Origin of the sequence: Micromonospora sp., from assembly GCF_048594385.1 — a bacterium.
In the GTDB taxonomy this organism is placed as follows: domain Bacteria; phylum Actinomycetota; class Actinomycetes; order Mycobacteriales; family Micromonosporaceae; genus Micromonospora; species Micromonospora wenchangensis.
Genome location: NZ_JBMDWU010000612.1, coordinates 23,462 through 45,152 on the forward strand (window position 1 = coordinate 23,462; position 21,691 = coordinate 45,152).

Genomic DNA, 21,691 nt, shown 5'->3' on the forward strand with positions numbered 1-21,691 from the left:
ACCTGCGGATCGGCCCCGCCCGCCTGACCGCCGGCTCAGCCGAGCGCGCAGGGTGTCCCGTTGAGGGTGAACGAGGACGGGCTGCCGGTGTCACCGGTGTGGTCGGCCACGAACCCGATGGCGATCGCCCCGCCCGGCCCGATGGTGACGTGGTCGTCGTGGCCACGGGCCGTGACGGTGCCACTCGACGGCGAGTACACCGCGTTCCAGCCGGTGGTGATGCGTTGCCCGGGAGGCAGCGGGAACGTCAGCCGCCAGGAGGTGATCGTGGTGACGCCGGTATTGGTGATGGTGATGCTGCTCGTCAGGTAGGTGTCCCAGGTGTAGGCCGAGTACCGGACGGTGCAGGCGGCCCCGCTCGGCGGCGGGCTGCTCGGCACGGGGCTACCGGACGGCGGGCCGGCCGGCACCGCGCTGTTTGAGGGCGGGGTCGTGCCGGCCGAGGCGGTGCCGGGTGCGCTGACCCCGGCCCGGGCGGCGGCCAGTGTCAGGGCCGCCGCGGCGACGCCGAGAAGACTGCTCGTCGGTCTCATGGCGGTGGCGGTTCCTCCGGGGGACGGCGCGCGGCTGCGCGGGCGGAGCGGGGACGCCGGTCGGCACCGGGTGTCGGCGCACCTCACGAGAATTGACAATAGTCGATCGGAATCGTTCGCGCGGCGGATCGGACCGACGCCCTCGACCCGAGCCGGTTCGGCCCGGCCGGCACCGCGCGGGCGGACGCGGGCCGGCGGGCCGGGCCACGGGACGGATCAGATCGGAAGCCGGGGGCCGAGCACGGTTCCCGGATCGTAGCGGCGCTTCACCTCCCGCCACCTGTCGACGGTCGGCCCACCGAACTGGGCCCGGTAGAAGTCCCGCTCCACCCGGTGGTAGCCGTGCAGGTAGACCCGGCCGCCGAGGTCGTGACAGAGCGCCCCCGCCGCGTCGAAGTGCTCCCGGTAGGCGTCCACCCGTTCCGGGGGCACGATGCAGTAGAAGCCGAACGTGCGTACCCGGTCGGCGTCGGGCAGCGGGCTCAGCGGTGGACGGGGCCGGTCCCCGGGGCGCAGGAACGTGCCGTTGACCACCGGGATCACGGCGGGGTCGGCGAACCTGTCGCGGACGGCGGCGAAGAAGGCGTCAGCCTTCTCCATCGGCAGGAAGAAGTCGCTCCACAGCCGGCGCGCCTCGGCGTCGTCGGCCAGCAGACCCGCGGCGACCTGGGCGCGGGCGATGCCGACGGAGAATCCCGCCTCGGCCTCGAACAGCCGCTGGTGGTAGTCGGCGACCAGGGTCTCGTCCGACCCGGCCGCCGCGTCACCCGCCGCCCGGCCGACCTCGACCTTCCACCGGCCGGCGGCGGTGGAGTACACCGTGCGACAGATCCGCAGCCGCTCGTCGCCCCATACCTGCTCCGCCACCGTGGCGAGGTCGTCGGCACCGAGCCGGCGGACCAGGACGGCCGGTTCCGCCGGGACCACCCGCAGATCGGCCCGGACGATCACGGCCACCTGGCCGAGGCCGCAGAGCGCGTACCGGAACAACTCCGAGTGCGGCCCGTCGGCGGTCGCGTGCACGAGCGTGCCGTCACCCGTGACGACGTCCAGCGCCGTCACCTGGTCGACGACCGAGCCGACGAAGGGCGACGTCGGCCCGAACCCGCCGACCGACAGCGTCCCGCCGACCGTGGCGTGCTCGTTGCTGGTCACCACCGGCAGGGCGAGGCCGTGCTCGTGCAGCCAGCGGTGCAGGGTTCCCCAGCGCACCCCCGACTCGACGCGCACCGTCGCCGCCCCGAGAAGTTCGATCCGGTCCAACGCGGCGGTGTCCAGTTGCAGGCTGTCGGTGAGGCTCTGCCCGTTGCTGCTGCACCCGTTACCCCGTGCGACGACCGCCAGCCCGCCGGCGAGGGCGTACCGCACCGTCTCCTGCACGTCGGCGACACCTGCGGGGAAGACGACCGCCTGTGGCTGCCGGCAGTGCAGCCGGCCGAAGTCCCGCTGACAGCCCTCGGGTGCCGGACCCACCAGTTTCCCGGCGAGCAGCCGGGCGAGCGGTTGGTGCGGCGTCATCAGACGGTCGCCGCCGGCCGGCTGAGCAGGCCCTTGAGCTTCACCGCGAAGTGGTCGAAGAACGGCACCAGGTCGCACACCGGGTCGCCCTGCCGCACCGCCGCGACGGCCCGGTCGCGCCACTCGTCGATCGCGGCGGCGACGTCGGTGAGGTCGACCGCGCCCGAGGCGACCAGGTGGGCGAGGTTCCCGTCGCGCTCCTGGATCTCGTCGAAGTCGACCGCGTCGTCGCCGATCATGTAGAGCACGCCCAGTGCCTCACCGAACTCCCGGGCCGGCCCCACCAGCTCGGGAACCCCGCCCGCGAGGCAGTTGACGGCGGCGTAGTTGGCGAGCATCACCCCGGCCTTGATCCGGGCCGCCGCGATCCACGACTCGACAGTGGTCGGCCGGGGCGCGGCGACCTCGACGATCTCCTGCCGCCAGATGTCCCGGTAGTCGTCCTCGAGGGTCTTCAGCACCTCGACCGGGCGGTGGTGGCTGGCCAGCAGCGTCGTGCCGACCGAGAGCAACTGCACGCCGAAGATCTGGTCGCGCGGTGAGAGCGGCTGGTCGTCGTCGATGAGGTCGTCGATCAGCTTCACGCCGACCGCGTGGATCGACACCCCCGCGCCGAGGTCGGCGCGCACCTGCGGGTCGTGCACCCACAGCGTCGTGTAGTACGGCGTACGCGGGTAGCCGGGCAGGTCGCGCACGAAATCCAGCCCCTGTCGGGACATGCCCAGGCTGGTGAGTTCGGTGAGACACCGCTGGACCACCCGCGCCTGGCTGGCGTCCATCTCGGCCTTGAACTCAGGAAACGTCAACACGGTCGTCCTCCAGAAGAAAGGTGATCAGACGGTCGGCGAAGTCGGCCATGAAGCCGGCGATCGGGAACTCGGGTGGGAACTCCGCCAGGGCGCGCAGCGCCTCCGCGCGCCACCAGCGGGTTGCCGCGACGGCCGCGTCGCGGCTCACCCGCCCGCTACGGATCAGGTGGCACAGATTGCCACCGGCCTCTCCGAGGTCGCGGTGGTCGCGGATGTCGTCACCGATCATGAACAGGACGCCGAACGCCTCGCAGAAGGCGCGCGCGGCGGGCAGCCGGTCCACGACGTCGGCGGCGAGGCAGGCGGCGGAGGCGTAGCACATCATCATCCGACCCGACTTGATGCTGGCGTAGTGGATCCAGCTGTCCAGGTCGTGTGCCGGGCGTTCCGCCTCGTTGATCTGCTCCCGCCAGATCACCCCGTAGTCCTCGTCGAAGACGCGCAGCACCTCGGCCGGCCGGTGGTGGGCGCCGAAGGTCGCCGTGCTGCTCTGGGTGAGGAACATGCCGAGGATCTGGTCCCAGGGCCGGATCGGCTGGTCGCCGTCCATCAGGTCGTCGACGAGCTTGATCCCCATCGCGTGGGTGCAGATCGCGATGCCCAACTCCTGCCGCAGTGCCGCGTCCGGCACCCAGAGTGCGGCGAAGTAGGGGATCCGTGGATAGCCCTTCATCTGCCGGACGTACTCCAGCCCCTGCGGCGTCATGCCGGTCCCGGCGAGCCGGTCGGTGACCCGCTCCAGCAGGACGCGCTGCGCGACCGCCCACTCGTCGTCCAGGCCGCTCACTCCGGAGAGCACGGGGCCTCCTCGTCGATCCGCGCCGGCCCGCCGTCGAGCACCGCGGCGACGGCGGCCACGGTTCGCCGCCGGGCCCGGTCCGGGTCGAGCAGCGTACGGGCCAGGGTGGTGGCCAGGTGGCGGCGTCGGGGCAGCTCGTCGGGGTCGCCCAGCCAGCGCACGGCGACGTCGACCAGATCCTCCATCCGGTCGAAGCCCTGGCCGACGCCGTGCTCGGCGAGGAACGGACCGACCCACTCCTCCATCGGCAGGCCGGAGCGCACCAGTAGCTGCGGGATGCCGAAGTAGAGCCCCTCCAGCATCGAGTTCGGTCCGGTCTTGGAGATGAACAGTGGCGCGTCGGCGGCGTGGAGCCAGGACAGATACCGCAGGTAGTCGCCCTGCGCCAGCCGGTCGAAGGTCTGCCAGGCCGGCACCTTCAACTCGGTCAGCAGCTCGGCGGCCTCGGTGGCGAGCGCCGGATTGTTGTACGCGATGAAGACCAGCGCCGCGTCCGGATGGGCGGTGGCGATCCGCTCGACGGCGGCGAGATACTCCCGACCGCCCCGGTTGGACAGGATCAGGACCCGGGTACGCGCCTCGGCCAGTGCCGAGTCCATGGCGTCGGCGTCGGTGCCGCCGATGCGGTCACCCTGACCGGCACCCTCGAAGACCTGGGCGGCCTGGGCCTGCGCGAGCAACCGGCCGACCGGTACGACCCGCTCGGGGCGGTAGCCGTGCTCGCGGACGAGATAGTCCCGGGCCCGGTCGAACTGCACCAGGTGGACGGGCAGGTGGGGTGCCCGGTGCACCGGCAGCCGGAGCAGCCCCTCGTTCGTCACGTAGTTGACCACCGGGGTCGGCAGGTCCGCGATCCGCAGCGCGGCACGGCTCAGCCGGGAGATGACCCCCTTGGTGCCGATCACCAGGTCCGGCTTCGTCGTGGCGAAGTGCTCGACGACGGCGGCCAGCCGGTCGGCGGTCGCCGCCGGCACCGGGTCGTCGTCCAGGCCGCCCGGCAGCCGGCCGGTGAAGTCGGCCATCAGGCTCAGGTAGCCGGCCCGGACCTCGTCGGCGGGCAACCGGGCCGCCACCAGCTCACGGATGGCGGCCCCGGCCTCGGCGAACTGCGGGAAGATCGTCTCGGCCTCGACGACGGTGACGTCGACGTCGTCGAGGCCGGCGGCCAGGGTCGCGGCGAGTGTCCGGCCGGCCAGGAGGTTCCCCAGCTCTCCCCAGGTGCGCATCGAGATGACCTGCACGCTGCGGGTCATGCCCACTCCCTCCGTCGCGCTCGCGGTGTCATGCCAGCAGTCCCGGGTTGAACAGACCCTGCGGGTCCAGCTCCCGGCGGAGCCGGCGCAGGGCGGTGAGGTCGTCGCCGTACATCGACTGCAGGTCCGCCTCGGTCAGGTCGTACCAGCCGGCGAGGTAGGGCCGTCCGCCGAGCGCGAGGCACTGCGCCAGCACCCGACGGTGCAGGCCCTGCACCCGGTCGACGGCGGGCCGGTCCCCGCGCGGGACGCTGAAGTACAGCCCGAAGCCGAGCGCCAGGCCCCGCAGGCCGGCCGCCGGGGTGAACGGCACGCCCGGACGTTGCTCGGGCCGGTGCACGCCGAGCATGAGCAGCCGGCCACCGCCCTCCCGGTAGCCGGTGCTCGCCAAAATCTCGACGTCGAGGAAACGGGCGAACTCGGCCGCGGCCGGCAACGACAGGCAGTAGTCGGCCCAGATGAAGTGCACCGACGGGTCGGCCGGGTTGCGCCGGGACTCGCGCATGGACCGCAGCGGCCAGTCGGCCTCGACCCGGGTCTCGGCCCGCCCCGCCAGCCGCTGCGGCAGCGGGCCACCACCGCGCATCCCGTACGTGGCGACGAAACCTCCCTCGTAGTGCTGGGCGGAGAAGAGGTCGACCGGCGAGCGCTGCTCCTGTGCCAGCCACCCGACCTCCGCCACCAGGGCGGTCAGGGACGGATGCCGCTGCGTGGCGATGGTGGTGAGCCGTTGGTGCTCGACCGTGCGCAGCACCACCCGGTCCAGCACGCCCAGGGTGCCGAGCGCGCCGATGCCGTAGCGGAACAGCTCCGGCGACTCGGTGGGCGAGCACCACCGCGGCTGCCCGTCGGGCAGGACCAGCCGGAACCGTTCGACCAGGTCGACCTGGCCGCCGTGGGTGATCGTGCCCTCGCCGTAGCCGCCGACCGACAGGGTGCCGCCGATCGAGACCGTCAGGTGGTTGGTCAGCACCGGGATGCTGCGTCCCTGGGCGTTCAGGGCCAGCTCGGCGGCGTACCAGGGAGCCCGGGCGGACACCTCGGCGGTGCCGTCGTCGAGCACCCGGACGGCGGGGTCCCCCGGCTCGCCGACGATCAGCACCCCGCCGTCGGACAGGCCCTGCCGGCCGAACGAGTGTCCACTGCCCCGCACCGCGACGGGTGTACCGGCCGCCCGGGTGGTCCGCAGGACGTGCGCGACCTCCTCCGCCGAGGTCACCGGGGTCACCACGGCCGGCAGCAGGTGGTGCAACCGGCCGACGTTCGTGGCGTACGCCGCCCGACCGGCCGGATCGGACCGTACGGGCCGGCGCAGCCCGCGCTGCAACTCGGCGGCGATCCCCGGGGGGACGGCGGGGTCGCCGACGCCGCCGGGCCGTCCACCCGGACGACCGGACATGCCGCGCAGGGTGTCCCGCCAGTCGGCGGTCTCCAGCCCGTTGCCGACGACGACCCAGTCGACGCCGCAGTCGTGGTACTCGCGGACCTGACGGTACGAGCTGACCCCGCCGCCGACGAAGAGCAACTGCTGGGGTGCCAGGCCACGCCGGTAGGCACGCAGGACCCGGTCGGGGACCCGGCCGTGCCGGTAGAGCAGATAGGCGAGGTCGAAGTCGGCGGCGGCGACCTCGGCCACCAGCCGGGGCAGTTCCAGGCCGTCCTCGGCCGCCGGCCGGGCGCCGACCGCCTCGTGGGTCTTGCCGTCGGTGCCGAAGGCGAACGACGCCGAGCGCAGCAGCTCGGGTCCGTGCTGCCCGAGCGCGGTCGCGGTGCGGGCGGTGGCGGCCAGACCACCGGTGACGAAGAAGGACCGCACCGAGTTCAGCACCGCGTGCACGAGCACGGCGTCGGCGCCCGGACACAGCGGGGCGCCCCGCCCGGGTATCGACGGGAAGTGCAGGATGAGCGGCAGGTCGGTCCGCTCGCGCAGCTCGGCGACGTAGGGGGCGACCTGCTGGTCGAACGCGGGGTTGTCGGTGCTGCCGACCAGCAGCGCGGGATGACCGAGATCGGCCATCGCCCGTGCCTTCTCGACCGCCTCGGCCAGCGGCACCTTGTACGGGTCCACGACGTGCAGGAGCCCGGGGGCCTGCGCCCGCAGCGCCGTCAGCACCGGGGCGGTAGCCGGGACCGTGCTCAGATTCCCGGAAAGTCGCACTTCGCGCATAGGTCGGTCCGCTCCTTTCGCAGCAGGCTCGCGCGGCGGGCGGTGTACTTCTCGTTGTTCCAGATCTCCTCGATGGTGTTGTCGTTGACGTTGCCCATGACCTCCTGCACGCTCCAGTCCTGGCAGCACAGGACGACGCGGCCGTCATGGGTGATGTAGAACTCGTTGAACGGCCGTACGCAGAACTGGTTGAGCAGCACGGTCGGCCGCCCCAGCACGTTGCCGGCCCGGTTGGTGAGGGTGGCGTCCGGGTCGCGGTCGACCAGCACCAGCTCGGGTCGTGCCGGATACCGACGGACCTTCTCCAGCACCGACAGGTCGGTGGTGTAGTCGTTGACGACGACGGTGGCGTACTTCGTCAGTTCGTCGGCCAGTTCCTCGGTGAGCTTGGAGCCGTTGGTCTGGATGGAGATCGACGCCCTGGTGCGCTCCTTGGCCATCCGCACCATCTCGGGCAGCCGCCGGTCCAGCAACGGCTCGTTGAACAGGTACGGGTGGATGACGCCGGTGAAGTCGGCGAGCTGGTCGAGCAGCGACTCGTAGAGTTCCATCGACATCCGGCCGGACGGCATCTTGATGGTGCCGATCGGGCAGAACGAGCAGCGGTAGTTGCAGCCGCTCATCGTCTCGATCGCGATCATGCTGAACTGCGGTGGCGTGCGGCTGGACTTCTGCTTGAGCCAGGCGGCGTCGCTGAGCGTCTTGGTTCCGGTGCCGTTGAGGTAGGTGCGGGACACCCCGCTGAGCACGTTCAGGACGCCTTTGCCCTGTGCACGCTGTTTGATGTATTTCGCGATGTCTGTCATGCGCGTTCCCCTCCGGAGATCGTGGGAGACAACGGGACCGACGAGGCCGTTGGCTTGGCGTGCTTCGTGTATGCCGACCAGGGGATCTCGCGGCGGGGCCGACCGGCGACGCCGCGTACGGCCAGCCCCAGCGCCACCGTCGAGAACCAGCCGAAGTGGACCGACTTGAGCAGCCACTTCTTCGCCGCGAAGCGGAAACCCTGGCCCCGGGCGGCGGGGGCCAGCGGCCACAGTCCGTAGAAGTACATGCGCCAGTACCGCCCGGCGACGTCGGCGGGAAAGTCGGCCATCAGCACCGCCGCGGTCAGCAGCGAACGGTTGACGCGCTGTCTGATCTCGCCCGCCGGGCCGCCGGTCAGGTGGTAGCTCACGGCGTCCGCGACGATGTGCGTACGGTGCAGCGGGTTCTCGTCGCGTGGGTCGAGCAGCGCGAAGCAGAAGTAGTCGTCCTCGCAGGTGTAGCGGTCGGGGATGCCCCGGGCGGCCAGGTCGGCGTCGACCACCATGCAGCACCCGTGCGGGTAGCTGAACTTCGGCGTCTTGGTGATCCCCTTGCCCCGGTGCAGCAACCGGGCCGCCGCGTACGGGTTGGGTTGGGGGACCTTGCTCGCCCCGACCGAGCCCCGGGCGCCACGGTCGAGGAAGTCCTCGAACAGCCGGCCGATGCAGCCGGTGCTGAACGTGACGTCGTCGTCGACCCACGCCACGCCGGCCAGGCCGAGGCCGGTGGCCATGGCGAAGGCGGCGTTGAGCATGCGGCTCTTCCCGGCCTGGGGCATCGCGATGCCGACGAAGGTCGGCCCGCCCGGGGAGGCGGCGACCTCGCTGAGCCGGCGCAGCCGCTCGACCGCCTCGTCGTGCTGGTCGTCGCGGTACTGCATGCCTACGACCAGCACCAACGGGCGGGCGGCGACCGTCGGGGGGAGGTCGGTGAGCTGGCTGACGAGTTCCTCGACGCTCTCGCGGTGGCTCGACAGCGGTGCGCGACCCACGTAGGTCGGCAGGACCAGGGCCAGCCCACCGGCGAAGCCGTCGCCGAGCGTCGCGGCGACATCCCGGACCGGGATTCCGGACCGCACGACTGTCGGTCCGGGGCGGACCACGAGGCACCCGGTGGGCGGTGGATCACCCTCGGCGGGCTGGTAGCCGCGCCGGATCGCCCACCGGACGGGCCGGGTCACTAGCTCGAACATCGGTGCCTCCGCATGGGGTCAGTCGTGGGCCACGGCGGACCAGAGCCGGCGTATCTCGTCGGAGCTGTCGAGCAGGTCCGCCGGGGCCCCGACCGCCGTCAGCCGGCCGTCGTGCAGGACGACGACGAGGGCGGCCCGACGGAGCACCTCGGGCCGGTGGGACACCGCGAGGACCGTGCTCCCGCCGTCGCGGAGGATCCCCTCCCACAGGGCGTCGCTCGTCTCGGGATCGAGGGCGCTGGAGACGTCGTCGCACAGCACCAACGGGGTGCGGCGCACGAGCATCCGCGCCACGGCCACCCGTTGTGCCTGGCCACCGGAGAGGCGTAGGCCGCGCGGCCCGATCACCGTGTCGAGCCCGTCGGGCATCGTCGTGAGGTAGGGGTCGAGCGCCGACCGGGACACCCCCACGGCCACCCGGTCCTCCGGCAGCCCGAGCAGGATGTTCTCCCGGATCGTGCCGGTGAACAGTCGCGGCACCTGCGGCGTGTACGCGCACCGGGGCGGCACGAGCACCGCGCGGCGGTCGGCGGGCAGCGGGACGTCGTCCCAGCGCACCTCACCGGTCGCCCCCGGCACCTGGCCGAGCAGGGTGCGCAGCAGGGTGGTCTTGCCCGAGCCGACCTGACCCATCACCACCGTCAGTTGCCCGGCCGGCATCGTGAAGCCGACGCCGACCAGTCCGTGGGCCGCGCCGTCGTGCCGGGCGGTGAGGTCCGTGACCGTGATCGTGGGCGGACCCGGGGCGGGCGGCGGGGGCGGCTGCCGCGGTGGGACGCCCGTCATCGCACCGGGTCGGCCGCGGTCGAGGTCCATCCCGTGCCGGGGCTGCAGCCGACCGCCCGTGATCGCCGTCATCCGGCGCAGCGCGACGAGCACGCGCTGCAACTGGACGGTCAGCACGCCGAGGGAGGCGAGCGTGTCGACGAGCAGTTGCAGGTAGAACGTGAACAGCACCATGTCGCCGATGGACAGTTCGTTGCTGCTGATGGCCGGCGCGGCGATCAGCAGCACGATCCCGGTGCCGAGCGGAGCGGCGTTCAGCAGGGTGCTGCGCTGCACGGCGACGGCGAGTTCCTCGGCGATGGCGATCCTGGCCCGGTCGGCGTTGAGCCGGTCGAGGTGCCGGGTGACCGCCTCCTCGGCCCGCGCGGCCTGTACGCCCAGCGCCGCGCCCGTCACCTCGCGCAGCGCCTCGGTGACCCGTGCGGTCTGGGCGCGACTCTGCTCGCGGTAGGCCACCATCCGCCCGTGCACCAGGCGCATCAGCGCCACGATCAGCACGAAGAGCCCGAGGATGCTCAGGGTGATGAGCACGTCGATGCGCATCATGATGGTGATCGCGGCGACCGCGAAGAGCCAGCGGGCGATGTTGATCGGTGACCACACCACGAAGAAGCCGGCGTCGGCGGCGTCGGTGCCGACGGTCGCGACCGCCTCGCCCACGCTGCCGCCTCCGGCCTGCGGTGGCGGTTCGAGCAGCGACTCGAACAGCGACATCCGCAACGCGCCGACCGTGTGGTACTGCATGCGCGGTTCGAGCCAGGGCACGACCGTGCTGAACTGCAGCGAGATGCGCGCGGCCTCGATGCCGGCGACGAGGGCGACGACACTCCACAGGTTCAGGCCGGCGGCCGACTCGCCGCTGAGGGAGTCGAACGCCGTCTGCATCAACAGTCCCAGGGCGAGCATGCCCAGGCGCAGGACCGCCCAGACGGCGGCGAGCACGGCGTACCGGCGTCCGCGACCGGCCAACAACAGGCGTGCCCGGCCGCCGCTCGTCGTGGTCATCAGGACCGCCCTACGAAGAACCGCTGGTCGACCGGCCCGTCGGTGCCGTCGGTCGGGTCGGGGCGGGGCGTCAGGCTCACGACCCGGCCCTCCTCGACCACCATCACGTCGTCGACGATGGTGAGCGTCTCGGGCCGGTGGGCGATGACGAGCGCCGTACGGCCCTCGATGAACCGCTCCATCGTGCGGCGCAGCCGCCGCTCCGCATGCGGGTCCAGGCGGGCCGACGGCTCGTCGAGGAGCACGATGTCGGGGTCGGTCAGCAGTGCGCGGGCCAGCGCGAGCAGTTGCTCCTCACCGGCCGACAGCCCGGCTGCACCCGGCCCGAGCCGGGTGTCGAGGCCGTCGGGCAGGGCGGCGTACCAGGTGCCCAGCCCGACCTCCTCCACCGAGCGGAGCAGTTGCTCGTCGGGCCACCGGTCGTCGTAGAAGGTCAGGTTGTCGCGCAGCGTGCCGGCGATGACGTGCACGTCCTGGGTGACGAGCGTGATGCGGGAGCGCAGCGCGCCGACGTCCAACCGCCGGACGTCCACCCCACCGACCGACACCGTCCCGGCCTGCGGGTCGTACTGGCGGAACAGCATCCGCAGGATGGTCGACTTCCCGCCGCCACTGCGTCCGACCAGCGCCACCCGTCGGCCGGCCGGGATCGTGAACGAGACGTCCGACAGCACCGGACGGTCCTCGTAGGCGAAGGTGACGCCGGTGAAGCTCACCGAGCCGCGTCCGGGCGCGAGGGTGCCGCCGCCGTCGGGGACGATGTGGGCCTCGCCGAACAGTTCCTCGACGCGGCGGACGCTGCCCAGGACGTTCTGCACGTCCTGGAACCGCGAGGTGATGCTGACCAGGGGCATCCGCAGCAGGATCGCGTACGACAGCCCGGCGAAGACGGTGCCGACGCTGACTCCCCGGTTCTGGCTGAGCCACACACCGGTGGCCAGTGCCGCGCAGAGGTTGACGGCGGTGAGCACCTGGACGGCCGCCGGCCAGGTGACCGTGACGCGGGCGGCCCGCCGGGCGAGCCGGTAGTGGTGCGTGATCCGGTCCCAGGCCGTCTGAAGGGCGTGGGTCGTCCCGCCGTTGGCGTTCAGGTCCTCCCGCCCGGTCAGGTTCTCCTCGAGGTAACCGAGCAGGCCCGCCTCCGCCCGTTGCCGGTCGGCGATGAGCGGCACCGCGCGGCCGAGCAGCCGCCGCAGGAGCAGCAGCATCACCAGGGCGAGCGGGGTGAAGAGCGCGCCGTACCGCCAGTCGAGCAGGAACAGCGCCACGACGATCCCGATGATCATCAGCAGTTGGACGGCGATGTCGAGCACCAGTTCGGACAGCAGCTTGGCCAACCGGGTGACGTCGCCGTCCATCCGGTCGACCAGTTCCCCGGGCGGGTGTCGGAGGAAGAACGTCGGCCCCTGCCGCAGGACGTGCGCGAGCAGGTCACGACGCACCTCGTTGGTCGTACGCCAGGCGACCCGGCCGGAGACCCAGCCGGTGCCTGTCGACAGCACCTGCCGGACGACCGCGAGCGCCACGAAGACCACGGCGTACCCGGCCAGCTCGGTCTGCGACCGGCCGCCCACCGCCGCGTCGATGAACCGACGTACGACCTGCGGCGCCACCAACTGGGTGCCGACGTCGAGCGGGATGAGCGCGGCCAGGAGCAGGAACCAGCGGCGGTGGCCGCCGACGTAGGCCACATAGCGTGACCAGTTCGTCGCAGCCGTCCGCGGCTCGTGAGACGCCATCTGGTCAGCCGTGCCCGGCGACCGCGACCCTGGCTGCGGGAGGCAGTTCGGCGGCGTCGCCGGTGGGCCAGTCACCCGCCACGGGGCCGAGCCCCGCCAGTTCGTCGACCTGCAACCGGCACCACGGGGACAGGGCCGGGTCGGTTCGGGCCCGCTCCCGGAACGAGTCCCAGTCGACCCAGTCGACCCGGTCGACCTCGTCCGGGTTCGGCACCGGGTCGCCCACCGCGCGGGCCACGTACACCGGGCACATCTCGTTCTCGACCACACCGTCGAGTTCGGCGCGGTAGCGGAAACGGGGCAGCACCAGACGAAGGTTGCTCAGCGTGAGGCCCAGCTCAGCGGACGCCCGTCGGTGAACGGCGTCGGTCATCGCCTCACCTGGGGCGGGATGGCCACAGAAGCTGTTGGTCCATATACCTGGCCACGTCTTTTTCCGCAACGATCGGCGCGACATCAAGAAATACCCACTATTGCTGAACACGTAACAAGAGAATGCTAGGTGAAGCGGGGTGCCTCCATCATGGACGGCGTATTTGTCCTGCTCACCAACGACTTGGCCATCCTGGTCGAGTAGCACGACCTGCTCCATACCGCTCCCCCGCCATCCGGATCGGTCAATTTCGCTCGCACAACAATCCACGGTAAATCGACTCCAGTCAACCCCCCTACAAGAACAAAACGCCCACACGGGAAATTGCGGATAAGCAAAGTAGGGGGTTCCGGATGCCCATCGATCGGCTACAGTGGATACCCAGCCAGCCACGAGGGGTCACGTAAGCGCAGGCCACCCCACCCAGGCCGTCACTGACCGTGATCCCTTCACATCGAGGGTCGGCCCCGCTCTGCCGCATTCAGCCTGCGCGATCGTTCACCCCGGCGGGACCGGACACCGGTTACCTGCCGTCGACATCGCCTGCGACCGGACGGGGGACAGATGACCGCCACCAGCGAGACCGCCCGAGGCGCGCCCGGCCTCCCCGGGCCCGCGCTCAGGGTCGAGGTGGAACGCACGATCGACAGTTTCCTGACCGCCCGACGGGACATGAACGCCAACCCCGAGTGGCGCGACGGAGTCGACGCCCTACGCGCCCTGGCACTCGCCGGGGGCAAACGCACCCGGCCGACGTTCTGCTGCCTGGGTTGGCGCGCGTTCGGCGGTGACGAGGATCCCGGCATCATCATGGCCGCCACGGCGCTGGAACTGTTCCACCTCTTCGCCCTGGTGCACGACGACATCATGGACGACAGCGACGTCCGGCGGGGCAATCCGACCATGCACGTCACCATGGCCCAGGCGCACCGCCGGCTCGGTTGGCGCGGCGACCCCGAACACTACGGTCGCAACGCGGCGATCCTCTGGGGCGACCTCTGTCTGACCTGGTCCGACGAGGCGTTCCACGGTTGCGGCCTGCCTGCCGAGCGGGTGTCGGCGGCGGCCGGACTGCTCCAGAGCATGCGCGTCGAGGTGCTGCTCGGGCAGTATCTCGACGTCCGTGGCGAGGCCGTCCGGGCCGACCTGGCCGACTGCCTGACGATCCTGCTCTACAAGTCGGCGAAGTACACCGTGGAGCGTCCGCTGCAGATCGGCGCGATGCTGGCCGGCGCGCCCCGGGCGGAGGTGGACCGGCTCTCCCGGTTCGGTGTTCCGATCGGTGAGGCGTTCCAGCTGCGTGACGACATCCTCGGCGTGTTCGGCGACGACGCGGTCACCGGCAAGTCGACCCTGAGCGATCTGCGCAGCGGGAAGTCCACCGTGCTCATGGCACTGACCAGGCAACGGGCGGATGCCACCCAGGCCGCCGAGATATCCCGGTGGCACGGCAACCCGCGCCTCGGCGAGCGGGAGGCACTGCGGCTGCGGCACATCGTGCGGGACACCGGCGCGTTGCGGACGGTCGAAGAGATGATCCACGCCCGCACCGAGCAGGCGGTGGCGGCGCTCGACTCCCTGCCCATCGCCGCGCAGGTGCGCACGGCGCTGACCGACCTGGCCCACACGCTGTCGGTCCGGCGCAGCTGAGAGTCCACCGCCAGGCACGTCCCAGACCAGGGAGGGCACGGAAATGACGGTTCACGACCCACGGCGTACGGTGCTGGTGACCGGTGCCGCCGGGTTCATCGGGCGACACCTGGTGGAGCACCTGGCCGACCGTGGCCAGCCGGTGATCGGTGTCGACCTGCGGCCCCGGCCGGCCGGCGCGGCCGGCAGGCACGTCGTCGCCGATCTGCGCACCACGGACATCCGTCCGTTGCTCGACGGGGTGTCCGCGGTGGTCCATCTCGCCGCGCTGCCCGGGGTCCGGCCCTCGTGGGACCGCTTCGACGACTACGTCGAGTCGAACGTGATCGTCACCCGGCGGCTCCTGGAGGCAGGGGTGCAGACCGGACTACGACGACTGGTGATCGCCTCGTCGTCCAGCGTCTACGGCAACCAGCGCGACGGGGCGATGAACGAGGACCAACCGCCCGCGCCGATCTCCCCGTACGCGGTCACCAAACTGGCGGCCGAGCACCTCGCGCTGGCCTACGCGGCGCGTCCCGCCTCCGTGCTGACCAGTGTGGCCCTGCGGTTCTTCACGGTGTACGGCCCACGGCAACGACCCGACATGCTGATCTCCCGGATCATCTCCGCGGTCCGCGACGGCCGGGAGATCCGGGTCTTCGGCGACGGCTCGCAGCGTCGCGACTTCGTCTTCGTCAAGGACGCGGTACGCGCCGTGGCGGCGGCCGTCGACGCGCCGGGTCCGAGCCGGGTGTGCAATGTCGGCACCGGTGAGCAGATCTCGGTCACCGGGATCATCGACCTGATCAGTGAGCTGATGGGACGCCCGGCGAACGTCCGTGTCGAGCCCCACCGGGCGGGCGACGTGGTGTCCACCCGCGCCGACGTCACCCGCACGGCCGAGGCGCTGGGCTTCCGCGCGTCGGTCTCCCTGCGGGAGGGGCTGCGGGCGCACATCGACGCGGTACGCAGCGAGTCGATGCCGGTCGGCGCCTGATGGGTGGGCAACCCCTGCTGACCGTCATCGTGCCGCACTTCCGCTGCGCCACCTACCTGCCGGAGTCGGTCGCCTCCGTACTCGGGCAGACCCATCGGGACCTGCGGCTCGTGGTCGCGGACGACCACTCGCCGGACGACGACTGGATCACCGCGCTCGCACCCTGGCGGGACGACCCACGGCTCACGCTGCTGCGCGCGTCCCGCAACGTCGGGCCGCTGCGGCTGAAGAACGCGGTGGTCGCATCGGTGTCCACGAAGTACATCGGCTTCCAGGACGCCGACGACGTCAGCGAGCCCGACCGCTTCGCCCGTCAACTGGCCGTGCTCGAACGGGGCCGGGCCGATCTCGTCGGCTGCGGGTACCGCGTCATCGACGCGTCGGGCAACCCTCAGGGCGTACGGCACATGCCGCGCAACGGGAACCTGGTGCACCGGTTCGGCCGTAAGACGGTCGCGCTGCACCCGGCGACGGTCGTCCGGCGGGAGGTCTTCACCCGGCTCAACGGCTTCGACGGCACCGCGGCCTTCGGTTCCGACACGGACTTCCAACTGCGGGTCGCCTGGCTGTACCGCATCCGCAACCTGCGTCGGCCGCTCTACCGCTACCGGGCCTGGGCGGCCTCGCTGACCGCGGCGCCGGAGACCGGCTTCGGGTCACCCGCTCGTGCCGCGTGCATGCGACGCATGGCCGAGCTGGAGCAACGCCGCCGGCAGGCCCGCACCCCCGCAGAACGGCTGCCGTTGCTGGTCGCACCGCCGAACGACGTGTCGTTCGCCCTGCAGGAGGTGGAGTGAGCGCCGGGCGGGCGCGGCGCGCCACACCCGCCCGGCTGCTCCTACCGGACGGCCGCCCGGATCCGCAGGTGCCTGCGCTGCCGTAGCCGCACGCTGGCCAGCACCGCCGTGACCAGAATGAGGCCCACGCAGTACAGGGCGCCGTGCAGGAGTCCCTTGCGGAGGTACTCCGGGTCGCCGCCGTCGAGACCGAAGGTCCCGACCTGTTGGGTCGACCAGAACGGCAGGGCCTTGCCGAGTTTCTGGTCCGGCTCGACGAGGAACTGCAACCCGGTGATCGAGATCAGGACGAGGGTGCCCTCCAGATCGTGGGGGGCGACGGCGCTGATCAGCAGGCCCAGCGGGGCGGCGACCACCACCGTGAGCCCGAACTCGATGGCGACCGCGCCGGGCCGGGCCAGGTTGTCCTGGTCGAGATAGATGAGCACCCAGTAGACCGTGGCGAGTACGGCACCCAGGGCCAGCAGCGCGGTGAGCGTGCCGAGGTAGAGGTGCGCCGGCCGGTAGCCGATCTGGCGCAGCCGCCGCTCCACGGCTTTCGTGGTGTTGCTCAGGAAGAGGCCGGCCGTACTCACCGCCCAGGCCAGGCCGAGACCGGCGAAGCGGATCGCCTTCTCGGGATTGCCGTCGTGCCGGGCCATGTAGAACAGCAGGGGAACGAATGCGAGCAGCGCGAGGGCCACCCGCCGCCGGGCGAGATCCCGACCCATCATCTCCGCGACGGTGAGCAGCTTGGTCATGAGTCGGCGGCCGCCTTCGCTCCGAGGTCGAGAACGGCGTCGACCCGATCGAGGGAATTCAACATGTGGGTGATGACGAGCGTCGACTTTCCGGCGTCGCGGCGCTGCAGAACCCAGTCCCAGAAATCGATGTAGCTGCCCCGGTCGAAACCCTGGTAGGGCTCGTCGAGCAGCAGGATGTCGGGATCGGTCAGCGCGGCGAGAATAAGGTTGAGTTTCTGCTGGGTGCCGCCGGAGAGATGCCTGGCCTGCGTTGCCATGCCGCCGTCCCAGGCCAGGCTTTTCGCGAGCTGCCGGCCGGTGGCCTGGGCCTCGCTCCGACCCATTCCGTGCCCGGCACCGAACAACGCGAAATGCTCGTCGGCGGTCAGGTACCCCATGAGTCCTGCCTGCTGAGGGCAGTAGGCCATGCTCTCGTCGACCTCCACCACACCACTGGACGGGCTGACCAGACCGGCGCAGATCCTCATGAGCGTCGACTTTCCGCAGCCATTGGCGCCGATAATGGCGACCACCTCGCCGGCACGGACCGTCAGGTCGACGCCATTCAGGACATGGTTCTTGCCGTACCGCTTGTGAATGTTCGCCGCACGGAGCCGGATCGGTGTCGACGAGTCGCCCTCCGTTGGACCGTGCCGGGTGGCTGTCACCGGTGAGGCGCTGTCACTCAGATCCATGGGAGCACCCTAGTACACCCTTACGTCCGGCAGTGGTCGCGATCACGCCCGGATGACCGTGTCGTTCCGGTGGCACCCGGCCGGGGCACATGCGCGTTAGACATCGATGAGTGTCTTATTTGCCGGTCCTGGCGTCATCTGACGGCCGACCCCGCGACGGTATTTCCCGGCACGTTCACGGCTCTTCAACGACGTCATCGCGTCGACACGGCATCGCAACACGCCGGACTCGACGTCCCCCGCCGATGGGAGAAAACCTGTCATGGGCAAGGTAGGAAAGCGCGTCCGCCGCTCGACGCTGGCCGTCCTCACGGGCGCGGCGCTGGCCGGGCTGCTGGCGGTCACCGCCGCCGCCGCGGCACCCGGCGAGGCACCGCAGGGCAAGGCCGCCGCGGCGGCCCGCACCGACGTCTACATGAAGGACGTCACCGCCGACACCGGCATCCAGCCGCACTCGTACAGCCCGCTGTGGGCCAGCCCCGACATCAAGGTCTGCCCGACGGCCGTGGAGTGCTCCACCAGCCAGAACCCGAGGGTCGGGGTCACCAACTACCTCTTCATCAAGCTGCGCAACAACGGACCGTACGGCTCGGGCATCGACAACGGGGTGCTGCGTGTCTACCGGACGACCCCGGGCGGCGGCGCCACCTGGCCGACCCACTGGACCCAGATCGGCGCGGTCAGCGTGCCCGTCTACCCGGGCGTCACCACCGTGACGATCCCGTGGACCGGGGTGCCCGGACCGGGGCACTTCTGCCTGCTGGCGCGCTGGGTCTCGCCCACCGACCCGATGACCTTCGAGGGGCCGAGCACCAGCGTCAACACCCAGTACAACAACAACGTCGCCTGGCGCAACGTCGACTCGGTCCGACTCGTCTCGGGCGGGCCCCGGGTCGTCCGGCCGTTCGCCATCGGCAACGTGACCGCCGCGGAGACCAAGAACGACCTGGTCTTCACCCAGCCGGCCGAGCAGGCCCAGGGCGCCCGGGTCTTCGTCGACCTCGGCCCGACCCTGTTCGAGCGTTGGCAGGCCACCGGCAAGGTCGCCACGGGAGTCCGCCAGGTCGGCAAGACCGAACTGGAGATCGTCGATCCGGGGCGGGCCAGCATCAGCGGGCTGCTGTTGAAGCCCGGTGAGCGCATCGAGTTCTCCCTGTCCTTCTCGGCCGACACCACCCTGGCCAAGGAGACCGCGCTCAACGTGACCCAGTTCGGGCCCGACGCGGACGGCACCGAACGGGCCGACCTCGGCGGGGTGCAGTACCTGCTGGCGGGCGAGCAGCGGGGGTAACGCCGTCACCACCGCAGGACGGTGGGGCGCGGGCCGTGCGGCCGGCGCCCCACCGTCGTGGGTCGCGGCCACGACCGGGCCCGGGACGCCGACGGCACGCTCGGACGCCGTCGAGAGGGCGGCGCACCGCCACCGGACCGAGGTCAGCGCAGACAGACCCAGGCGGTGGACACCGCGTACCCGACGGTGCGCGCGCACAGCTGGACCGGGCCCGGCGGTGGGACACCCAGCGAGAAGAAGCCCACGGCGTCCACCGACGCCTCGTCGTAGGTGCCGGCGGCCGTCCGGGCACTGACCCGCCCGCCACCGGACGGGGAGAGCTGGCCGACGATCCCGGCGTCGGTCACCTCGATCTCCACCAGCACCGACCCGGTCCGGAACGACAGCGTCCGCGCGGACGCCACGGAACGGGTCATGCCGGCCAGCTCGGCGTCGACCGCCGAGTCGAACGTCAGCTCGGCGACGGCCAGTTCCGCGTCGGCGGTCCGCCAGGTGAACGCGGCCAGGGCCGCGCTCAGGTACGCCTCCGAGACCGGCCCGGTGTCCCACAGGGCCGCACCCAGCTCCGTCGTCAGCGCCTCGTCATCCGCAGGCGGCCACGGCTCCATCCGGTTCACCCCCGTTTCGTACCGATGGTGGAAGCTCCGAGAAACTCGACGATCGCCGGGCACTCCCGCAGCCTACGCAGGCATCGTGCCTGGGTCGGGCCGATGCTGCCGATCGGCACGCCCAGCCGTTCGGCGACCTCCCGGTAGCTCACCGGCGGGTCGGCCGTCAGCAGCGACAGCAACGCCTGGCAGCGCGACGGGAGCTGCACGAAACCCGCCCGCAACGCCTGCCGGCGCTCCGCGCGCAGCAACTCGTCGTCCGGTGCGGGTGCCATCGCGGCCAACTCCCGGGAGAGCCCGTGCTGGAGCTCCAGCGTCTGGTCGTACGGGTCGACGGGGTGGGAGCGGCGGCTCACCCGGGACAGCCGGTAGCACTCCCGGCGGGTCGTGGTGGCCAGCCAGCCCGGTAGCGCCTCGGGTTCGCGTACCCGACCCAACTGCTCCACCAGGCGCAGCCAGACGGTCTGGTTGACGTCGGCCGCGTCGGAGCGGCTGAGGTCGTAGGCGCGGATGACCGCGTACACGATCGGGGTGTACCGGCGGACCAGCTCGGCCCAGGCCGACTCGTCGCCGCGGGCGGCGGCGGACAGCAGGCTGGTCGCGCTGGCACCGGTCGCCGGGTCACCGCCCGGGGCGTCGACGCGGCTCATCCGACGAGCACCCCGTAGTCGGGATGCCAGCGGGGGGCGGCGAGCAGGCTCGCACGCGCCGCGTCCGCGCTGAGGCCCCCGGCGGTCATCATCGCGGCGAGTCGCCCGGAGACGTGCCCGGTGGCGAACGAGGTGCCGGCCCAGACGGCGAACCCGTGGAACTGCCGTGCCGGCCTGCCGGGCAGGGGGAGCTGCCCCTCGACGTAGGTGCTGTGCCGCTCGCCGAGGGCGCAGGCGTCCACCCAGGGCCCGTAGCAGCTGTCGGCCGCCGGCACCGGGCCGCCGGTCGTCTGGCTGACCGCCGCGACCGCCACCACCCGGTCCAGGGCGGCCGGCCAGAGTGGTCGGCTGGTGCCGGCGTTGCCGGCCGCCGCGACCACGGCGCTCGTTGCCGGCAACGCCGCCACCGCGTTGGCCAGTGGCAGCGACGGCTGATCGTCCAGGGTGTAGCCGCCCAGCGAGAGGTTGAACACGGCGACCTGCGGCGCGAGCCGGCTCAGGGCGGCCACCACCGTCGACTCGTCGCCCACCCCGGTCGGGTCCAGGGCCAGTTCCGGGTCGACGCGTACGCCCGGGGCCGCCTGCCGGACCACGCCCGCGACGAAGGTGCCGTGCCCGCCCTGCGGGGCGAGCACGTCGGTGTGGACGTAGAGCGGGTCCTCGTCGTCGAGTTGCGGCAGGTACGCGCCGCCGAGCCACTGCGGGTGGCACGCGCCGGCCTGCTGCCAGATCCCGGTGTCGCAGATGCCGACGGTGACGCCGGCGCCCTCACCGAGCCGGGTCGGGTCGGGGGGCGGCAGCGCCGGGGCGGGGCGGGGCGGGGTGCCCGGGTTCCCCATGATGTTGCCCAGCCCGAGCAACACGTGGTGGGGTTGCACCGCCGGCACCGGTTGGCCGGGCCACTGCTGGGGGTCGCGCAGTTTTCGCACGACGCCGGGGATGTCGGTCTCCCGGTCGAACAGCAGCCGGGTGACGCCGGCGAATCCGGCGCCGACGGTCGCCGGATAATCGTGGGCGCGCAGCCAGGTGGCGACCCGTTTGGCGTCGGCGTCGGCGGCGAGCAGTTGCCGGGGGCGGTAGAGGATCTCCCGGCCGGGGGCGGTGTACCGGCGTACGTTCTGGTCGGCGGCCAGGGCGGCCTCGAACGCCCTCTGGTAGGCGGCGGCGTCCGCGTCGCCGGCGGCGGCCGGGGCCGGCCGCGGCAGCACACCGAACGGCGCCGCCACCGCCAGCGCGGACAGCGTCAGGATCCGCCGTCGGGACAGTGGGCCGCCCGGACCCGGCACGGTGGGGTGGTCAGACGGCGGCACGGATCCTC

General features: G+C 71.8%; 20 protein-coding genes. 4 read left to right on the forward strand and 16 right to left on the reverse strand.

Annotated features, from left to right (window positions below; translation table 11 throughout):
* Positions 1-35: 35 nt before the first annotated feature.
* The 11 genes from ACOJTC_RS32000 to idi all read right to left on the reverse strand — a co-directional run bounded on the left by ACOJTC_RS32000 (position 36) and on the right by idi (position 13,200).
* The gene (locus ACOJTC_RS32000; RefSeq protein WP_420119685.1) at positions 36-533 is read right to left on the reverse strand and encodes a cellulose binding domain-containing protein; all 498 of its coding nucleotides are present in this window, start codon (positions 531-533) and stop codon (positions 36-38) included.
* 216 nt (positions 534-749) lie between these two features.
* Positions 750-2,051 (reverse strand): FAD-binding oxidoreductase, encoded by a 1,302-nt coding sequence (locus ACOJTC_RS32005; RefSeq protein ID WP_420119686.1) that lies wholly within the window; start codon positions 2,049-2,051, stop codon positions 750-752.
* Positions 2,051-2,857 (reverse strand): hypothetical protein, encoded by an 807-nt coding sequence (locus ACOJTC_RS32010; RefSeq protein WP_420119687.1) that lies wholly within the window; start codon positions 2,855-2,857, stop codon positions 2,051-2,053. Before ACOJTC_RS32010 ends, ACOJTC_RS32005 begins: the two co-directional genes overlap by 1 nt.
* The gene (locus ACOJTC_RS32015) at positions 2,844-3,659 is read right to left on the reverse strand and encodes a hypothetical protein (RefSeq protein WP_420119688.1); all 816 of its coding nucleotides are present in this window, start codon (positions 3,657-3,659) and stop codon (positions 2,844-2,846) included. Before ACOJTC_RS32015 ends, ACOJTC_RS32010 begins: the two co-directional genes overlap by 14 nt.
* Positions 3,644-4,912, reverse strand: coding sequence for a hypothetical protein (locus ACOJTC_RS32020; protein WP_420119689.1), 1,269 nt, complete (start codon positions 4,910-4,912; stop codon positions 3,644-3,646). The genes ACOJTC_RS32015 and ACOJTC_RS32020 overlap by 16 nt, the downstream gene beginning before the upstream one ends.
* Positions 4,913-4,940: 28 nt before the next feature.
* Positions 4,941-7,079: a geranylgeranylglyceryl/heptaprenylglyceryl phosphate synthase gene (locus ACOJTC_RS32025; protein WP_420119690.1), complete on the reverse strand. Its 2,139-nt coding sequence runs from the start codon at positions 7,077-7,079 to the stop codon at positions 4,941-4,943.
* Complete coding sequence (locus tag ACOJTC_RS32030; RefSeq protein ID WP_204926682.1) at positions 7,049-7,885, reverse strand: radical SAM/SPASM domain-containing protein; 837 nt, start codon at positions 7,883-7,885, stop codon at positions 7,049-7,051. The genes ACOJTC_RS32025 and ACOJTC_RS32030 overlap by 31 nt, the downstream gene beginning before the upstream one ends.
* The gene (locus ACOJTC_RS32035; protein WP_204926683.1) at positions 7,882-9,078 is read right to left on the reverse strand and encodes a glycosyltransferase; all 1,197 of its coding nucleotides are present in this window, start codon (positions 9,076-9,078) and stop codon (positions 7,882-7,884) included. The genes ACOJTC_RS32030 and ACOJTC_RS32035 overlap by 4 nt, the downstream gene beginning before the upstream one ends.
* 18 nt (positions 9,079-9,096) lie before the next feature.
* Positions 9,097-10,869 (reverse strand): ATP-binding cassette domain-containing protein, encoded by a 1,773-nt coding sequence (locus tag ACOJTC_RS32040; RefSeq protein ID WP_420119691.1) that lies wholly within the window; start codon positions 10,867-10,869, stop codon positions 9,097-9,099.
* The gene (locus tag ACOJTC_RS32045) at positions 10,869-12,608 is read right to left on the reverse strand and encodes an ABC transporter ATP-binding protein (RefSeq protein ID WP_420119692.1); all 1,740 of its coding nucleotides are present in this window, start codon (positions 12,606-12,608) and stop codon (positions 10,869-10,871) included. Before ACOJTC_RS32045 ends, ACOJTC_RS32040 begins: the two co-directional genes overlap by 1 nt.
* A 4-nt stretch (positions 12,609-12,612) precedes the next feature.
* Positions 12,613-13,200 carry an isopentenyl-diphosphate Delta-isomerase gene (gene idi / locus ACOJTC_RS32050; RefSeq protein WP_420119693.1) on the reverse strand — a complete coding sequence of 196 codons (588 nt, stop codon included), beginning with the start codon at positions 13,198-13,200 and terminating at the stop codon, positions 12,613-12,615.
* A gap of 345 nt (positions 13,201-13,545) precedes the next feature.
* On the opposite strand from idi, the gene ACOJTC_RS32055 reads away from it, so the two are divergent.
* The 3 genes from ACOJTC_RS32055 to ACOJTC_RS32065 are packed head-to-tail and all read left to right on the forward strand — an operon-like array spanning position 13,546 to position 16,407.
* Positions 13,546-14,631, forward strand: a complete 1,086-nt coding sequence (locus ACOJTC_RS32055; protein ID WP_420119694.1) for a polyprenyl synthetase family protein — start codon at positions 13,546-13,548, stop codon at positions 14,629-14,631.
* A gap of 43 nt (positions 14,632-14,674) precedes the next feature.
* Positions 14,675-15,610 (forward strand): NAD-dependent epimerase/dehydratase family protein, encoded by a 936-nt coding sequence (locus tag ACOJTC_RS32060; RefSeq protein ID WP_204926688.1) that lies wholly within the window; start codon positions 14,675-14,677, stop codon positions 15,608-15,610.
* Positions 15,610-16,407, forward strand: a complete 798-nt coding sequence (locus ACOJTC_RS32065; protein WP_420119695.1) for a glycosyltransferase family 2 protein — start codon at positions 15,610-15,612, stop codon at positions 16,405-16,407. The genes ACOJTC_RS32060 and ACOJTC_RS32065 overlap by 1 nt, the downstream gene beginning before the upstream one ends.
* A gap of 41 nt (positions 16,408-16,448) precedes the next feature.
* Here ACOJTC_RS32065 and ACOJTC_RS32070 read toward each other — a convergent pair whose 3' ends face one another.
* Together ACOJTC_RS32070 and ACOJTC_RS32075 are read right to left on the reverse strand one after the other, a co-directional pair.
* The gene (locus tag ACOJTC_RS32070) at positions 16,449-17,147 is read right to left on the reverse strand and encodes a hypothetical protein (RefSeq protein ID WP_204926690.1); all 699 of its coding nucleotides are present in this window, start codon (positions 17,145-17,147) and stop codon (positions 16,449-16,451) included.
* Positions 17,144-17,824, reverse strand: a complete 681-nt coding sequence (locus tag ACOJTC_RS32075; RefSeq protein ID WP_204926691.1) for an ABC transporter ATP-binding protein — start codon at positions 17,822-17,824, stop codon at positions 17,144-17,146. The genes ACOJTC_RS32070 and ACOJTC_RS32075 overlap by 4 nt, the downstream gene beginning before the upstream one ends.
* Positions 17,825-18,086: 262 nt before the next feature.
* On the opposite strand from ACOJTC_RS32075, the gene ACOJTC_RS32080 reads away from it, so the two are divergent.
* Positions 18,087-19,115 (forward strand): hypothetical protein, encoded by a 1,029-nt coding sequence (locus ACOJTC_RS32080; RefSeq protein WP_420119696.1) that lies wholly within the window; start codon positions 18,087-18,089, stop codon positions 19,113-19,115.
* Between the two features lie 143 nt (positions 19,116-19,258).
* On the opposite strand, the gene ACOJTC_RS32085 is transcribed toward ACOJTC_RS32080, so the two are convergent.
* The 3 genes from ACOJTC_RS32085 to ACOJTC_RS32095 are packed head-to-tail and all read right to left on the reverse strand — an operon-like array spanning position 19,259 to position 21,683.
* Positions 19,259-19,723, reverse strand: coding sequence for a hypothetical protein (locus ACOJTC_RS32085; RefSeq protein WP_204926693.1), 465 nt, complete (start codon positions 19,721-19,723; stop codon positions 19,259-19,261).
* A gap of 5 nt (positions 19,724-19,728) precedes the next feature.
* Complete coding sequence (locus ACOJTC_RS32090; protein WP_420119697.1) at positions 19,729-20,373, reverse strand: RNA polymerase sigma factor; 645 nt, start codon at positions 20,371-20,373, stop codon at positions 19,729-19,731.
* On the reverse strand, positions 20,370-21,683 hold the full coding sequence (locus tag ACOJTC_RS32095) for a S8 family peptidase (protein ID WP_420119698.1): 1,314 nt from the start codon (positions 21,681-21,683) through the stop codon (positions 20,370-20,372). Before ACOJTC_RS32095 ends, ACOJTC_RS32090 begins: the two co-directional genes overlap by 4 nt.
* Between the last annotated feature and the right edge of the window lie 8 nt (positions 21,684-21,691).

Excerpts from the sequence above, each read along its gene's own strand:
- ACOJTC_RS32040 (WP_420119691.1), bottom strand. The coding sequence starts at position 10,869 with ATGACCACGACGAGCGGCGGCCGGGCACGCCTGTTGTTGGCCGGTCGC.
- ACOJTC_RS32090 (WP_420119697.1), bottom strand. The coding sequence starts at position 20,373 with ATGAGCCGCGTCGACGCCCCGGGCGGTGACCCGGCGACCGGTGCCAGC.
- ACOJTC_RS32060 (WP_204926688.1), top strand. The coding sequence starts at position 14,675 with ATGACGGTTCACGACCCACGGCGTACGGTGCTGGTGACCGGTGCCGCC.
- idi (WP_420119693.1), bottom strand. The coding sequence starts at position 13,200 with ATGGAGCAGGTCGTGCTACTCGACCAGGATGGCCAAGTCGTTGGTGAG.
- ACOJTC_RS32080 (WP_420119696.1), top strand. The coding sequence starts at position 18,087 with ATGGGCAAGGTAGGAAAGCGCGTCCGCCGCTCGACGCTGGCCGTCCTC.
- ACOJTC_RS32045 (WP_420119692.1), bottom strand. The coding sequence starts at position 12,608 with ATGGCGTCTCACGAGCCGCGGACGGCTGCGACGAACTGGTCACGCTAT.
- ACOJTC_RS32035 (WP_204926683.1), bottom strand. The coding sequence starts at position 9,078 with ATGTTCGAGCTAGTGACCCGGCCCGTCCGGTGGGCGATCCGGCGCGGC.
- ACOJTC_RS32030 (WP_204926682.1), bottom strand. The coding sequence starts at position 7,885 with ATGACAGACATCGCGAAATACATCAAACAGCGTGCACAGGGCAAAGGC.
- ACOJTC_RS32025 (WP_420119690.1), bottom strand. The coding sequence starts at position 7,079 with ATGCGCGAAGTGCGACTTTCCGGGAATCTGAGCACGGTCCCGGCTACC.
- ACOJTC_RS32005 (WP_420119686.1), bottom strand. The coding sequence starts at position 2,051 with ATGACGCCGCACCAACCGCTCGCCCGGCTGCTCGCCGGGAAACTGGTG.
- ACOJTC_RS32070 (WP_204926690.1), bottom strand. The coding sequence starts at position 17,147 with ATGACCAAGCTGCTCACCGTCGCGGAGATGATGGGTCGGGATCTCGCC.
- ACOJTC_RS32075 (WP_204926691.1), bottom strand. The coding sequence starts at position 17,824 with ATGGATCTGAGTGACAGCGCCTCACCGGTGACAGCCACCCGGCACGGT.
- ACOJTC_RS32020 (WP_420119689.1), bottom strand. The coding sequence starts at position 4,912 with ATGACCCGCAGCGTGCAGGTCATCTCGATGCGCACCTGGGGAGAGCTG.
- ACOJTC_RS32000 (WP_420119685.1), bottom strand. The coding sequence starts at position 533 with ATGAGACCGACGAGCAGTCTTCTCGGCGTCGCCGCGGCGGCCCTGACA.
- ACOJTC_RS32065 (WP_420119695.1), top strand. The coding sequence starts at position 15,610 with ATGGGTGGGCAACCCCTGCTGACCGTCATCGTGCCGCACTTCCGCTGC.
- ACOJTC_RS32085 (WP_204926693.1), bottom strand. The coding sequence starts at position 19,723 with ATGGAGCCGTGGCCGCCTGCGGATGACGAGGCGCTGACGACGGAGCTG.
- ACOJTC_RS32055 (WP_420119694.1), top strand. The coding sequence starts at position 13,546 with ATGACCGCCACCAGCGAGACCGCCCGAGGCGCGCCCGGCCTCCCCGGG.